General features: G+C 45.6%; 13 protein-coding genes. All 13 read right to left on the bottom strand.

What is annotated here, in order from left to right; all coding sequences use genetic code 11:
• Positions 1 to 203 precede the first annotated feature (203 nt).
• The gene (locus tag AWV70_RS14655) at positions 204 to 1,457 is read right to left on the bottom strand and encodes a competence/damage-inducible protein A (RefSeq protein ID WP_060208684.1); all 1,254 of its coding nucleotides are present in this window, start codon (positions 1,455 to 1,457) and stop codon (positions 204 to 206) included.
• Between the two features lie 15 nt (positions 1,458 to 1,472).
• Positions 1,473 to 2,051, bottom strand: a complete 579-nt coding sequence (gene pgsA / locus AWV70_RS14650) for a CDP-diacylglycerol--glycerol-3-phosphate 3-phosphatidyltransferase (RefSeq protein ID WP_060208681.1) — start codon at positions 2,049 to 2,051, stop codon at positions 1,473 to 1,475.
• A gap of 55 nt (positions 2,052 to 2,106) precedes the next feature.
• The gene (locus AWV70_RS14645) at positions 2,107 to 2,973 is read right to left on the bottom strand and encodes a helix-turn-helix domain-containing protein (protein ID WP_160327668.1); all 867 of its coding nucleotides are present in this window, start codon (positions 2,971 to 2,973) and stop codon (positions 2,107 to 2,109) included.
• A gap of 17 nt (positions 2,974 to 2,990) precedes the next feature.
• Positions 2,991 to 3,788: a YmfK family protein gene (locus AWV70_RS14640; protein ID WP_060208675.1), complete on the bottom strand. Its 798-nt coding sequence runs from the start codon at positions 3,786 to 3,788 to the stop codon at positions 2,991 to 2,993.
• A 174-nt stretch (positions 3,789 to 3,962) separates the two neighbouring features.
• Complete coding sequence (ymfI, locus tag AWV70_RS14635) at positions 3,963 to 4,691, bottom strand: elongation factor P 5-aminopentanone reductase (protein WP_060208672.1); 729 nt, start codon at positions 4,689 to 4,691, stop codon at positions 3,963 to 3,965.
• Positions 4,692 to 4,693: 2 nt separating this feature from the next.
• The gene (gene yfmH, locus AWV70_RS14630; protein WP_060208668.1) at positions 4,694 to 5,992 is read right to left on the bottom strand and encodes an EF-P 5-aminopentanol modification-associated protein YfmH; all 1,299 of its coding nucleotides are present in this window, start codon (positions 5,990 to 5,992) and stop codon (positions 4,694 to 4,696) included.
• A gap of 2 nt (positions 5,993 to 5,994) precedes the next feature.
• Positions 5,995 to 7,260 carry an EF-P 5-aminopentanol modification-associated protein YfmF gene (gene yfmF, locus AWV70_RS14625; RefSeq protein ID WP_060208665.1) on the bottom strand — a complete coding sequence of 422 codons (1,266 nt, stop codon included), beginning with the start codon at positions 7,258 to 7,260 and terminating at the stop codon, positions 5,995 to 5,997.
• A gap of 251 nt (positions 7,261 to 7,511) precedes the next feature.
• Positions 7,512 to 8,471 (bottom strand): ABC transporter permease, encoded by a 960-nt coding sequence (locus tag AWV70_RS14620; protein WP_060208663.1) that lies wholly within the window; start codon positions 8,469 to 8,471, stop codon positions 7,512 to 7,514.
• A gap of 1 nt (position 8,472) precedes the next feature.
• Positions 8,473 to 9,519 carry an ABC transporter permease gene (locus AWV70_RS14615; RefSeq protein WP_060208660.1) on the bottom strand — a complete coding sequence of 349 codons (1,047 nt, stop codon included), beginning with the start codon at positions 9,517 to 9,519 and terminating at the stop codon, positions 8,473 to 8,475.
• Positions 9,512 to 11,068, bottom strand: coding sequence for an ABC transporter ATP-binding protein (locus tag AWV70_RS14610; RefSeq protein ID WP_060208657.1), 1,557 nt, complete (start codon positions 11,066 to 11,068; stop codon positions 9,512 to 9,514). Before AWV70_RS14610 ends, AWV70_RS14615 begins: the two co-directional genes overlap by 8 nt.
• 159 nt (positions 11,069 to 11,227) lie before the next feature.
• Positions 11,228 to 12,289: a BMP family lipoprotein gene (locus AWV70_RS14605; protein WP_060208654.1), complete on the bottom strand. Its 1,062-nt coding sequence runs from the start codon at positions 12,287 to 12,289 to the stop codon at positions 11,228 to 11,230.
• Positions 12,290 to 12,460: 171 nt separating this feature from the next.
• A complete protein-coding gene (locus AWV70_RS14600; RefSeq protein ID WP_060208651.1) occupies positions 12,461 to 13,189 on the bottom strand; it encodes a GntR family transcriptional regulator in 729 nt (242 codons plus the stop codon).
• A gap of 161 nt (positions 13,190 to 13,350) precedes the next feature.
• A partial coding sequence (locus tag AWV70_RS14595; protein WP_060208648.1) for a DNA translocase FtsK occupies positions 13,351 to 15,050 on the bottom strand: 1,700 nt, incomplete at its 5' end.

Raw genomic sequence — 15,050 nt, 5'->3', positions numbered from 1 at the left:
GTCCAAAGCTGCTTTACGATCGCTCAAAAACGATTCCTCCCTTAAAAGGCGTTATTCTTTTTCTTCCTGTCTCTACTATACTCCTTTTATGAGAAATACTCAAACAAAAAACGAACGCTTATTCGATTTATTTTATCAAAATCGATTTTTAAATGAGAATGAAAGGGTGAAAATGAAATTTAAATGAGAAAACGTGCCAAAATTCAATTTTCCACTTTGTATTTCTTCATTTCTTGTATTAAATAATAGAGGGCGAATCGTGCTGCACGTTTCCGATTCGCATTCCGCGAACCGGAAAGATCCAGTTTATATGTTTTTACTTCTTCATCCAAGTATGCAATCCCGATCCATACTGTTCCAACAGGCTTCCCATCATGCGGATCCGGTCCCGCGGCACCCGTCAATCCGACGCCGATGTCGGATCCGAATTTCCGTTTCACGTTCCGCGCTAGTGCCGATGCGCATTGCGAGCTGACAGCACCAAACTCATTCAGCAATGAACCCGGGATTTCAAGCTGGTCCATCTTCGCCGCCTCGTCATAGACAACTACCCCGCCTTTTAAGGAAGAACTTATGCCAGGTTCATTTGCCAATTCCGCCATGAACATACCTGCTGTCAAGCTTTCTGCGGCAGCAATGGTCAGCCGGCTGCCCATCAACAGTTCAGCCGCTTTCGACGACAATGTATCCTCATCTGTACCATAGATGAATTGACCGACCAATGACCGGATTTCCAATTCCACCGGCGCAATCAACTTTTGCGCCGCTTCAGTCGAGTCAGCTTTTGCAGTCAATCGTAAAATGACTGAATCGGGTGATGCCAAAGGCGCAACGGTCGGATTAGTCTGATTATCCAAAATCGATTGGACACGATATTCAAGCTCGGCTTCGCCGATTCCGTAAAACTTCAACACGCGGGAAACGATGACTTCATGTTTGCCTGAAGTCCCCAATAAGTAGGGAATCGCTTCTTTTTCAAACATCGGTTCCATTTCATGAGGCGGTCCGGGTAATAAAAAATAGCTTATTCCGTTCTTTTCGATAGCCATTCCTGGTGCCATCCCGTGATTGTTTGTCAAAACTGTCGAACCTGTGAGCACAAGCGCTTGCTTCTTGTTATTATCGGTCATGGTCCTGCCTGTCCGCTTAAAATAGGCTTCAATTGATAATAATGCAGCTTGATCGCTAACAAGGCAGGCGTCAAGCATCTTGGCAATCGTTTCTTTCGTCAAATCATCTTTCGTCGGTCCCAATCCTCCTGAAAAGATGATCAGATCGGCACGTTTTTGCGCAACCGCGATCGCTTCCTCCAACCTTATGGGATTGTCCCCTACGACCGTCTGATAATACACATCAATGCCGACTTCAGCAAGACGCGCTGAGATGAATGCCGCGTTCGTATTCGTAATTTGGCCTAATAAAAGCTCTGACCCAACTGCGATGATTTCCGCTTTCATTATACTGACAGCTCCTTACATAGAGTCGAGTAAGACCCGCCGGTTTTTATAAAAGTAATCCACTCCGGACCAGATCGTAAAGAACAAGGCGATATAGAGCATGATTGTGCCGAACGGGAAGTTGATCGCCTCGAAGAAAATGTTGTTAAGAAGCAAAAACGAGATGGCAACCAATTGGGTAGCTGTTTTGATCTTCCCTAATTGGTTTGCAGCAACAACTTCACCACCGCCTGCAAGGATAAGCCTCAATCCAGTAACGGCGAATTCCCTGCTAATGATGATGATGACAATCCATGATGCCGCAGATCCCAATTCAACTAAAATGATTAATGCAGCTGATACAAGAAGCTTGTCCGCGAGCGGATCCAAAAATTTCCCCATGTTCGTGACAAGATTATGCTTTCTCGCCAAATGTCCATCGAACCAGTCTGTTGCAGCTGCGATAATGAACAGCAACGCCCCGATTAAATGCTCCACGGAAAGTGTGGTGCCCCCGATTTCAAACGAGCCGAATCCAAAATCGATAACCATGAAAATAATGAATATCGGGATGAGAAAAATGCGGGATACTGTAATTTTATTTGGTAAATTCAATCGTCTCACCTATCCTTCTGTAATGAAAAAAGTCATCTTTGTAGATGACTATTTTTCATTTCTCATATTCTATAATAATGTTTTGTGTCATGGCGTCCGATGCAAACTCCAGCTTTTCTTCATTTACATAGATATCTGCAAACTTAGTCACACCGACACGGATACGAATAAATTCAACATCCGAAACATCCAGCTCAAGCGTTTCGCCATTTTTCATGATTCTCGCAGCCGGCGTAAGTTCTTCCTTGTTTTTGTTCTGAACGCCAATCCACGTATCTCCGAATGTATCAATCTTCAGCTTGAATTCTTCGGCATCCGTCAATATGTAAGTGGAATCTTGCCCACTTGTGCTGACGTACGTGAGAGACTGTTCCTTTACTTCTACTTCGGGTTCAGGATCCGGCTCAGTCGTTTCTTCCTCATCCGGTTTGTCATCCGTCGCACCGCCGTCTGCATTGCCTGCAGGCGGCTGATTGCTATCCATCGTGATTGGTTCCTCCGGTTCAGCATTCATACCGGTATTATTGGACGCACCCTTCTGCCATAATACCCAAACTACAACAATGATAACGACAATGAATAATGCCACAATAATTTTTGGAATGACTTCATTCAGACGACTGTTGCCTAATCCACGGCTCCTTGTCATAGGAGGAGTCGGCTGAGCACTCGCTTCTTCGAGTTTTTCATGCATGGCCGATTCTTTATATAAGGATAGCATTTCGTCAGCATCCAAACCGACAGCTTCCGAATATTGTTTAATGAATGCGCGCACATAGAAAGCGCCGGGCATCATGCTATAATCTTCGTTTTCAATACCGGAAAGGTACCGTTTTTGAATTTTAGTTATCGATTGCAAATCATCCAGTGAATATCCCTTAGCTGTTCTCGCCTCTTTAAGACGATCACCTAATCCGGTCAATTGTATCACCTGCCTATTTAAAAGTTGAACGTTCCAAATCCGCCCATCGGTCCGACATCAGACATCATATGGTTTTTCTCCATCATTTCATATGTAATTTCCTGGTCGGGATCTGTCCGTAATTCAATAATGTAATCAAAATCTTCCATGTCATATTCCGAATGCTGAACGAACATGTCCGGGTGTTCGACTACTTTGATGGATGGCATGCTCATCATTTCACGAACAAGCTGCATATGTCTTTCATCGCCGGATTTGCGCGTGACGATGCCATCGAGGATGAAGATATTATCCTTGGAAAACTCATCCCCCGCCAGAGTGTTCCGTACGGTCTGTTTGATCATCGTGGAAGAAAGGAATATCCATTTCTTATTCGCGCACACACTTGCTGCAACGACTGATTCCGTTTTGCCGACTCGGGGCATTCCCCGTATCCCGATCAATTTATGGCCTTCCTGTTTGAATAGCTCTGCCATGAAATCGACGAGGACACCCAATTCACTCCGAATGAATCTGAACGTCTTCCGATCATCGACATCCCGCTGGATATAACGCCCGTGCCTGACCGCTAAAATATCGCGTAGTTTCGGCTCACGGATTTTCTTTACTTGTATGGTTTCCATCGTGGATGCAATCAATTCAAAACGTTTGATCTGATCGTCATTTTCCGTCCGGACAAGCATGCCGCGATGTCCGCCGTCCACACCGTTGATCGTTACAATGTTGACGCGCAACATCCCCAATAAGGAAGCAATGTCTCCGAGCAACCCCGGCCGGTTCACCTGTATCTCATATTCGACATACCATTCACCCATTCGACCCACCCTTTCGAACCATTTTCACCCAAAGCAATTATTGATTATACAGCCACTTCGGGGACACTTCATCTAGTAGGACGCAAAAGACGCAACTTAGTTCTATAATAACGGATTCGACATCTGAAGAAAAGGAAAAAAGAAAAAGGGGAAGATTGTCTCCCCTATTCCTATTTAGATATACCATCCACCATTCAACTTCAAAATTTCCCCCGTCATATAATCCGCTTTCCCGCTGAGAAGGAAACGAGCTAGATCAGCCACTTGCTCGGGCTGGCCGGTTGTCTGCAACGGAATTTGATCGATGACCAGCTGCTTATCGTCCTCCGATAACTCCTCATTCATTTCCGTTTCAATCCAGCCCGGCGAAATGGCGTTCACCCTTGTTCCGGTATAAGCCGCCTCTTTTGCATACGCTTTGACGAATGCATGCTGAGCCCCTTTGACTGCGGAATACATCACTTCCCCTGCAGCGCCAGAATCTCCCCAAATCGAGCCGATGAAAAGGACATATGAAATTGGATGGCTTCGCAACTGAGGAGATGTGAGGCTAATGAACATTGCGGGATTTTGCATATGAACACGCCATAACGCATCCATGTCGCTGCTGTTCGTGTCGGTCAATAATTTCAACATTGACTGCCCAAGAGCGACGACAATCGCTTGGACGTGTCCGACCTGTTCCGCAAGCTTCCCTGCGCCATCCCGCTCCGAAAAGTCAGCTTGGACAATTCGGAAGTCCCCTTCAGGGTGTTTTTCGGTCAATACCTTCTTCAGTTCCACAGCCCGCTCTTTGTTCTGGTTGTAATGAAGATACAAAGACCATCCATCAGCGGCGAGTTTCCGGCTGATCGCCTTCCCAATTCCTCCGGATGAACCGAGTATGACTGCATATCTATTCATTTTCAATCTTCTTTTGAGCCGGGAATGATCGTCATGACGGTATGGCTGTCTTCGTTGGAAATTGTCTTGAAGGCGTCCTGCAAATGAGCAACTTGAATATTTTCAAGTGTCGGGACGACATCGAATAAATTCATGTCATTGAAATTATATTGCGTGAACTGGTTGGAGATGAATTCGATGGAGTTCAATGAACGCATGAATTGACCGATTCTCCGTTTTCTTGCACGATTGAGATCATCCTCGGTAATCGTCCAATTTTCCGCCAACGATTTCAATGTAGTACGGACAGCCGCTTCCAACTCCGAGGGCTTCTCCGTATCCGATTCAACCATCGCGAACCCATACCCTTTCTCGAAAATGAAGTCATAATGGTATGTTTCATCGATTAAATGATCATTATACGCCTTCGTGTAAAATTCCGAAGTCCGGCCGAACAATATATCAAGAAGAAGATTGACCGCCAAATCCTGGCGGAGCATTTCATCGCCTTCCATCACGGTACGGCTGCACTTCATGCCGAAATTGAATTTTGGCCTTTGCACATCCATTTCAAGAACTGTTTTCTTCCTGCTCGCTTCCAAAGGCTCTTCAGGATATTTCCGTCTGATTTCTTCCGGCTCCGAAAAATCCTTGCTGTTTTGATCATCACGGATGAAGTTCATCATTTCATCCGGATCGACAGCCCCTATTACGAACACTGTCATGTTGGAAGGATGATAAAATGTTTCATAACACTCGTAAAGATGCTCCGCGGTAATCTCCTGGATCGTGTCAACGGTTCCTGCAATATCGATGTTAACAGGATATTCTTTGTATAAGCTTTGAATCGTCCCGAAATAGTTCTGCCAATCCGGATTGTCATCATACATCGTAATTTCCTGCGCGATAATGCCTTTCTCTTTCTCCACCTTTTCTTCGGTGAAATATGGCTCTTGTACGAAATCGAGCAGCACTTTCGTGTTTTCATATAAATTATCGGTCGTAGAGAACAAGTAAGACGTACGCGTAAAAGAAGTGAATGCATTCGCGGAGGCACCAAGGACGCCGAACTTCTGGAATACATCCCCTTCCTTCTTATCAAACATCTTATGCTCCAGGAAGTGGGCGATTCCGTCAGGCACAGTTACAAATTCTTTCTTGCCCCTCGGAATGAACGTCCTGTCAATTGACCCATATTTCGTTGTAAACGTTACATATGTCTTCGAAAATCCACGCTTAGGCAAAATATAGACATTCAAGCCATTGTCGAGCTTTTCGTGGAATAATGTTTCCTGTAAGTTGTCAAAAGTGATCTTTTCCATCATTACGCCTCTCTTCCCGATAGCAAGTAGATGAGTTCCAGGCGGATCTGAGATGCCATCTGTCTGACATCTTCGATGGAGACTGCCTTCCATTCGGCAATCCATTTATCGGCCGTGAACTCCTCATCCAACTGTTTATATTGATCGTACACTTCGATTTGTCCTCTTGCGGAATCGAATGCACTGCGGATGCTGTTCGTCAATAAGGCGACTGTCTGGTCAAGCTCCAAATCGGTTATGTTTCCGTTTTGCATTGCGTCAATCTGTTCACCGATCAATTTGACGGCTTTTTCTTCAAGGTCCGCATCAATACCTGCCATGACATACACAATGCCGTAATAAGCGGCGTATGCGCTATTGACCGTGTATGCCATACTTTCTTTTTCCCGTACATTCATAAATAATTTACTATGTGCGAACCCGCCTAGCACACCATTGGTCACTTGCATTTTAGGATAGTCGGGATGGAAGAAGGAAACGGGGGTGCTGTATCCGACTTGCAGCTTCCCTTGCTTCATATCCTGCCTTTCAAAAACTTGCCGTGTTTCTGAGACTTCCGTAGCGGGCTGTACATATTGTTTCCTCGTGACATCTCTTGCCGTAAACCCAAACATTGATTTCATTTTTTCTGCAAGTTCAGTCTCTTGAATATCTCCAACGACATAAATGTCGATTTCATCTTCATCCAACATTCTCTTGTATGTATCAAGGAGCGTTGCACTCGTAATGCTTTCAACATCCTTTTCCGTCCCGCTGGAAGACATGGACGCAGGATCATTTGGACGCATCAATTCAAGCATGCGCTTATGAGCATATCTTCCTTTATCGTCATAAATGGATCGGATTCTTTCAATCACTGTCCGTTTTTCCCGATTCACAATGGACTCATCGAATGTTCCGTCCTGAAAATTCGGATTAAATATGATCGTGCGGATCATTTTCATTGCTTCATCGAAAACGCCGGACGTCGAGAGGTATTCATCATTTACACATTCCATATTCAACGAGACGATATGTGAATTGCCGCGCTTACCTGCATCCATATAGAACACGGTGCCGTATAGCTCGTCCAATGCTTTCCGCAAATCGCTCTGCTTTGGATAATCAGCATTCGAATCTTGGAGCACGTTTGATAAGACCGCCCGGTATGCTGCCTGTTTTTCATCAAGTTCAGCCACCCATTTAATGGACATTGTAATCGTTTTAAACTGCTCCGTTTTCCTGATATATAAATTGACTCCTTTTTGAAGCTCGACCTTTGTAAACATACGAACACCTCGTTTTTTCTTTATTATACGAATACCCATCTACAATATACATTTCATCACATCGACAGGCAAAATAAACGCTTTTATATAACAAAAGCGGAGGATGGCGGTTAGATGCGACAGGCATAAGGCAGATCCGCAAATCGACGCTTTTTTCGTACAGCGGAGCTGACATCCGGAGCTAGGCGTGCACACGCTAGAAAGACAAAACGCCTGGACTCCAACCAGTGGGAATCCAGGCGGTACCTAAATTATCTGCTGCCTTTGATATAAGGCACACCGTTTGCTTTCGGAGCATTCGCTTTTCCGATGAATCCTGCAAGGGCAAGGATTGTCAAGACATAAGGCAAGATATAGAAATAGACCGTCGGAACATTTTCGATGAAACTGATGGACCCGGCGCTGATGGCAAGCGCTTGGGCAAACCCGAAGAAAAGGGCAGCTCCCATCGCACCGATCGGATGCCATTTACCGAAAATCATCGCTGCCAACGCCATGAAGCCTTGGCCATTGATCGTCGCATGTCCGAAATCCCCTGTCATCGTCTGTGAGTAGATTGCTCCACCGATGCCTGCAAGGCCACCAGAAATGATGACTGCTGTATATCTGATTTTCGTCACATTGATCCCCATCGTGTCCGCCGCCATCGGATGCTCCCCTACTGAACGAAGACGAAGGCCGAATGGCGTCTTATAGATGACGAACCATGCTATCACTGCAACAAGTATCGCCAATACGGAAGTCCCATATACCGATTTGAAAAACATCGGTCCGATAACAGGGATGTCCTGCAACAATGGAATATTGACACGTGGGATTTTCTGTTGGATGAAATCCGTCTGTCCTTTTCCGAACATCATTTTAACAGAAAACAGAGCAATCGCTATACCGAGCATATTGATTGCAACCCCGGATACGACTTGGTCCGCTCGGAATGAAACCGAAGCTACAGCATGCATAACCGAAAATATTGCGGAAACAAGCATTGCAACTAATAAAGCAATCCATGGCGTCCATCCGCCGAAGACATCTGCATAAGCCAAGATGAAGACAATCCCTACGAACGCACCCATGACCATGAGGCCTTCGAGTCCGATATTGACTACGCCGGAACGTTCAGAGAAAACGCCACCGATAGCCGTTAGAATGAGAGGGGCTGCATAAGCGATCGAAGTTGGCACGATAAAATAAAGTACTTCTAAAAAGCTCATGTCATTTCGCCTCCTTTTTCTTATTCAACCGTTGCAGTCCCACCCGGATGATATATCCGCAGGCAACAAAGAATATGATGAGTGCAATGACGATTGAAACAATTTCAAGCGGAATTCCTGCCGCATTCGGCATATTATTCGCTCCGTATTTCAACGACCCGAACAATGATGCTCCGAAGATGATGCCAAGTGGAGCGTTTGCACCAAGCAATGCGACGGCGATCCCGTCAAAGCCGATGCCAGTGAATCCACCTTGGTTCGTCATACTTCCGAAAGTCCCTAGACCTTCCATGGCTCCTCCTAGACCCGCAAATGCACCTGAAATCACCATGGATAAAATAATGTTTTTCTTTACATTCATCCCTGCATATTGGGAAGCGTTCTCGTTGAAACCTACTGATTTCAATTCGAAACCGGTTTTCGTCTTTTCAAGAATGAACCACATGACGATGACCATGCCAAGTGCCACAAAAATTCCATAGTGAAGAGTGGAATAATCAGTCAAATTCGAAAGGAATTCCGAGCGCAGAGAAGCGGTCGGCTGTATCTTATCCGTCTTGTAGCTTCCGCCAGATACTGTTTTGATCAATGCGTTCACGACATGTAGTGCAACATAGTTCATCATGATGGTGACAATTACTTCATGGACCCGCAGCGTCGCTTTCAGAATGCCCGGCACCAAGCCCCATAGCGCTCCTGCCACTGCTGCAGCCAATAGCGCGAAAGGCAAATGGATGTACATCGGCAATTCAAACGCCGCACCTACGTATGCCGAAGCAAACCATCCGACCATAAGCTGCCCTTCAACACCGATGTTGAAAAGCCCCGTACGGAAAGCGAATGCGACTGCCAGACCCGCGAGAATATACGGGCTGATCTGCCGGATCGTTTCACCGATCGCATAGCTGTCTCCAAAAATACCATTCCATAATGCTATATAGCCGGCCACAGGATCGTAGCCGCTGAAAAGCATGACCACAGCTCCGACGAGTAATCCTAAGATGATCGAAATGGCCGGCACTAAAATTTTGATTACTCTATTAGACATCTCGATCCACACCTTCTTTCCTTACATGTTGCCCATTCTCTTTCTTTGAATGTCCAGCCATTAATAGGCCGAGTTCCTTTTCGGTCGTCTCCGAAGGGATGACCGTATCGACAATCTGGCCATCGTGGATGACTGCAATCCGATCAGACACATTCATGACTTCATCAAGTTCAAAGGAAATGAGGAAGACCGCCTTTCCTTTATCACGCTGCTCTATTAGTCTTTTATGGATAAATTCAATCGCCCCAACATCCAGTCCCCTCGTCGGCAATGCCGCGATAAGCAGTTCAGGGTTGCGTGATACTTCTCGTCCAATGATCAGTTTTTGCTGATTACCACCTGATAAGGCCCGGGACAGTTCATGTTCACCCTGGGTTCTGACGTCATATTCTTCAATGATTTTCTTAGCTTTTTCTGAAACGACATCATAATGCATAAGGCCATTTTTCGAATATGGCACATGATAATACTCTTGCAATGCGGCATTGTAACCGACAGAAAAATCGAGGACAAGCCCATGTTTATGACGGTCTTGCGGTATATGTCCCAATCCCGATTCCGTAATTTTTCTTGGCTTCAATCCTGTAATATCTTTTGAATTGATGGTGATCTTACCGCTCTTCACCTTCCTCAAGCCGGCAATCGCTTCGATCAATTCGGATTGGCCATTTCCGTCGATTCCAGCAAGACCAACAATCTCGCCTTTCCGGACGGAAAGATTCAACCCTTTCACTTTTTCGACGCCTCTGTAATCGAGGACAACTAGGTTCTCGATGCTTAGCACTTCTTCCTGCGGATTTGCAGGGCCTTTTTCCGTCTTGAATGTGACTTGCCTTCCGACCATCAACGTTGCAAGTTCCTCGGGATTCGTTTCAGATGTCACAACCGTGCCGATCCCTTGTCCTTTTCGGATGACGGTAACCCTGTCGGATACATCCATGATTTCTTGCAATTTATGTGTGATAAGAATGATTGATTTGCCTTCAGTGATGAGCTTTTTCATAATTCCGATCAATTCCTGTATTTCCTGAGGTGTCAAGGATGCGGTCGGTTCGTCAAAGATCAGTATATTCGCACCACGATAAAGCGTTTTCAGAATTTCTACACGTTGTTGCATCCCAACTGAAATGTCTTCGATCTTCGCGTAAGGATCAACATTCAGTCCGTACGTATTGGAAATCTCAGCCACTTTCTTTGCCGCGTCTTTAATATTGACGACACCCATCTTTTTCGGCTCATTGCCCAAAATGATATTTTCGGTGACTGTCAGGTTCTCGACGAGCATGAAATGTTGGTGAACCATTCCAATTCCGAGGTCATTTGCAACATTTGGACTCGTCACGTTAACTTTTTTTCCGTTAACGCGTATTTCGCCCTCTTCAGGTTGATAAAGTCCGAACAACACATTCATCAAAGTTGTTTTTCCAGCGCCGTTCTCACCTAGAAGCGCATGGATTTCTCCTTTCCCCAATTGCAAGGTGATGTTGTCATTCGCTCGGAAATTCCCGAATTGCTTCGTAATGTTCAACATCTCAATGACATATTCCAATGGTTTCACTTCCTTGTATAATAGTTTCTCTTTATAATTGGAGATTAAAATGAACACAATAAAAGATTTTTATATATAAAAACCTTTTAGTCTATCATTTTAAAGGAGCTTTACTCACAACAAAGGCCGGACTGAACCGGCCATTGTCGTTTTAATTATTTATTGAGCAAACTCAGGTACTTCGATTTCACCAGCAGCAATTTTCTGTTTATACTCTTCCACTTGATCCAATACATCTTGTGGAATTGCACCGCGAGAATCTGCCAATGTGACACCGTCATCTTCAAGTCCGTAGACTTTCGTTTCACCGCCAGGGAAATTGCCTTCCTTAGCTTGTTCCGCAATATCTTGTACCGCTACATCAACACGCTTAAGCATTGAAGTCAATGTGATGTTGTCATCGCCGACTTGTCCTTCAGCGTATTGGTCGGAGTCAACACCGATAACCCATACATATGAATCTTTGTCAGCTGCTTTACGCTCTTTCGCTTCAGTAAAGACACCATTTCCTGTACCGCCAGCTGCGTGGAAAATGATGTCGACGCCTGAAGAATACATACGAGCAGCTTCGGCTTTACCAAGCTCAGCTTTATCAAATGCACCAGTGTACTTAACGTCTACTTTGATATTCGGATTGACTGCAGCAACACCCGCAACAAATCCAGCTTCAAAGCGTTCAATAACCTCTATTTCCATACCGCCGACAAAGCCGATTTTATCAGATTTTGTCATCAACGCTGCTGCCACTCCAGCAAGGAACGCACCTTCCTGCTCCTTGAACAAGATGCTTGCCACGTTGGGCTGATCGACTACGCCATCGATAATTGCGTAATTCGTATCCTTCTGTTGTCCAGCAATTGTACCGATCGCTTCTTCCATCATGTATCCGACACCAAAAACCAAGTCGAAGTCACGACGGGTAAGTGCATTCAAGTTAGGCGTATAATCCGCTTCACCTGTCGATTGAAGGTATGCATAGCCATCCCCTTCACTTAATCCATTGTCTTCACCGAACTTTTTGATGCCTTCCCAAGCGGATTGGTTGAACGATTTGTCGTCAACACCGCCAACATCCGTAACCATTGCTAGAGAAAAATCTGTTTCGTTTCCTCCCGTAGAAGTTGAAGAATCTTTTTTGTCTTTGTCTGTACCGCATGCACCAAGTAATGTACCTGCTGCTAGAACCAATGATAATGCAAGACCGTATTTACGTTTGCTCACCGATTGGACCTCCCTATTTTTTTATTTTGGTATTAAATATGACGTATGACCGTCTTAAATGCACACTCTACAAAACAATCTGCCGGCAGTCAAAAAGACAGGCGGTCCTGCAATAGAACTTGCTGCCCGTCATAGATAGTTTGCTTGCCGACTGTTTCAAGAGAAAGTGCCTTATACCCTTTTTCGGACTACATGGAAGCTGAATTTATCAGCCCTGAAATAGTTTTTAGAGTAAAGGACCATTTCGCCTTCCTCACTGTAATGATGCTGAAGCAATACGAGAAGGGGAATGTCGACTCCACATCTTAGGATGGATGATGCCTCATCGTCATACCCGACAGGTTCGATATTCGCAACTGCCTGCACAATCCTGATCCGGCCCGATTGCTCAATCAAGTCAAAAATAGATTCATTCAACAAGACATCAGATCCGCCATCAAGGTTTCTGGAAAGCACGTGATCGACACAATAGACAACCGGCTCTCCGTCGGCAGTCCTTACTCTTTTAATCGTCACGAGACTATCATTTGCTTCGCAATCAAACTTGCCAATCATTTCTTCATTCGGCAGATCCTCTTGCACTTCCATAAAAATCGTACCGGGAACCATTCCTGCATCACATATCATCGAGGAGACGCTTGACAGCTGTTCAATTCCGGATGAAAATAATGGCCGCGGATTTACGAAAGTGCCGACACCGTGTTTGCGAACGATAACTTTCTCCTCTTCGAGTACCCGTAAGGCTTCCCGAAGTGTCGCCCTGCTGACGCCAAGCGCTCTAGCAAGTTCAAATTCCGATGGGAACTTTTCGTTCTCCTTGAATACCCCGGAGTCGATGTCTTCCTTCAGCCGCTCGATCACTTGCACATATAAATGCCGTTGATCCGTTTTCACCACCATTTAAATCCCCCCTCCCGATGAGGTTAGACCTCAGATGTGTTACCTCATTTCTTAATCATCCATACTATATCATTTTCATACTCCAAAATAAACATCTGTTTTTCAAAAAAACTTGAAAATGTATGAAATCCTTTAGAAATGTCCTGCTTTTGTCATGTCTTTCATGCATGGTAATCCGAATCGGCAACCGATGTCAGGACTTGTCTCGGTTTGCTGCCCTCCGGAGGACCTACAACGCCTCTCATTTCCATTTGATCCACGATTCTTGCCGCCCTAGAATAGCCAATCCGGAAACGCCGCTGCAACATGGATACGGATGCGGTCTGCATTTCCGTGACGAGCTGGACGGCATCATCATAGAGCTCGTCCGTCTCTTCATACGGCTGGACCTCTTCGACCTCTGTCGGAATCATCTCTTCCTGATATTGCGCTTTCTGCTGCTCAATAACAAAATCGACGACAGCCTCGACTTCCTGATCGGAAACGAAAGCCCCTTGGACTCGGACCGGTTTGGATGCGCCTGCCGGTAGAAATAGCATATCCCCTCGTCCAAGCAGCTTCTCTGCTCCGGCCCCGTCCAAAATCGTTCTTGAATCGATGGCGGAAGATACTGCAAAGGCGATCCGTGAAGGGATATTCGCTTTAATAATGCCTGTAATGACATCGACGCTTGGACGTTGCGTTGCAATGATCAAATGGATTCCTGCGGCACGTGCCATCTGGGCGAGACGTGTGATGGAATCTTCCACATCGCTTGAAGCAACCATCATCAAATCGGCAAGCTCATCGACGATGACGACGATATAGGGCATACGTGGATGCTTTTCGTCATTTTCTTCATTCCACTGTTCGATATGTTCGTTATATCCTTCGATATTACGGGTGCCTGTGTGTGAAAATAGCTCGTATCTTCTTTCCATTTCGGAAACGACCTTTTTCAACGCTTGTGAAGCCTTCCGCGGATCGGTCACTACTGGGGCCAGCAAATGCGGAACGCCATTGTAGACATTCAGCTCGACCATTTTCGGATCGATCATCATCATCTTCACTTCATGCGGCTTGGCGCGCATCAAAATACTGATGATGATGCCATTGATGCAAACACTTTTTCCGCTTCCTGTCGATCCTGCAACAAGAACGTGCGGCATTTTATTCAACTCAGCCATCATTGCCTGTCCTGTCACGTCTCTCCCGAGGACGATGCTCAGCTTCGAGTCAGGTCGATTATTTTCCTTCGAATCGATCACTTCCCGTAAACTGACAATGGCAACCGCCTTATTCGGCACTTCAATACCGACCGCTGACTTACCGGGAATCGGTGCTTCTATTCTAATATCGCTCGCTGCTAGGGCAAGCGCGATATCGTCTGCAAGGCTGACGATCCTGCTCACTTTCACACCCGTATCCGGCAGCACTTCGTATTTCGTTACCGCTGGACCTAAATGGACTTGGGTGACTTTCGCTTTTACGCCGAAGCTTAAGAATGTCCTTTCAAGCTTCTGGGCATTCGCATGGATGGAGTCATACTCTGCAGATTGATCATTGGATGGCGTTTGCCGAAGCAATGATGACGGCGGCAACACATAAGAAACATTCTCCTCCTCTCCAGCTACGCCGGAATAGGTCGGTACATCGCCAGATTCCGTATCGTCTGCCTTCGGTGTTTGCACCTTTTTTTCCATGGCAACAGCAGGTTCATCATTGGTCGGTGCCGGTTCGATCCGTTCGGTAAAGGTGGAAATAATCGGTTTCGAGTGGATCTCCTCTTGTTCCTCAATTGTAGCAACAGTGCCAATATCCTCCTGCTTTTCTTCAATAGGGGACGACTTTTTGGAACGCTTTGCTATCCTAGATAGTGCAG

The organism is Sporosarcina koreensis, assembly GCF_001531445.1.
Classification (GTDB): Bacteria; Bacillota; Bacilli; order Bacillales_A; family Planococcaceae; genus Sporosarcina; species Sporosarcina koreensis_C.
The sequence above is the reverse complement of the archived record's forward strand: the minus strand, read 5'-3'. Positions and strand labels throughout refer to the sequence as shown.

Excerpts from the sequence above, each read along its gene's own strand:
- AWV70_RS14655 (WP_060208684.1), bottom strand. The coding sequence starts at position 1,457 with ATGAAAGCGGAAATCATCGCAGTTGGGTCAGAGCTTTTATTAGGCCAA.
- AWV70_RS14640 (WP_060208675.1), bottom strand. The coding sequence starts at position 3,788 with ATGGGTGAATGGTATGTCGAATATGAGATACAGGTGAACCGGCCGGGG.
- ymfI (WP_060208672.1), bottom strand. The coding sequence starts at position 4,691 with ATGAATAGATATGCAGTCATACTCGGTTCATCCGGAGGAATTGGGAAG.
- yfmH (WP_060208668.1), bottom strand. The coding sequence starts at position 5,992 with ATGGAAAAGATCACTTTTGACAACTTACAGGAAACATTATTCCACGAA.
- yfmF (WP_060208665.1), bottom strand. The coding sequence starts at position 7,260 with ATGTTTACAAAGGTCGAGCTTCAAAAAGGAGTCAATTTATATATCAGG.
- AWV70_RS14620 (WP_060208663.1), bottom strand. The coding sequence starts at position 8,471 with ATGAGCTTTTTAGAAGTACTTTATTTTATCGTGCCAACTTCGATCGCT.
- AWV70_RS14615 (WP_060208660.1), bottom strand. The coding sequence starts at position 9,519 with ATGTCTAATAGAGTAATCAAAATTTTAGTGCCGGCCATTTCGATCATC.
- AWV70_RS14600 (WP_060208651.1), bottom strand. The coding sequence starts at position 13,189 with ATGGTGGTGAAAACGGATCAACGGCATTTATATGTGCAAGTGATCGAG.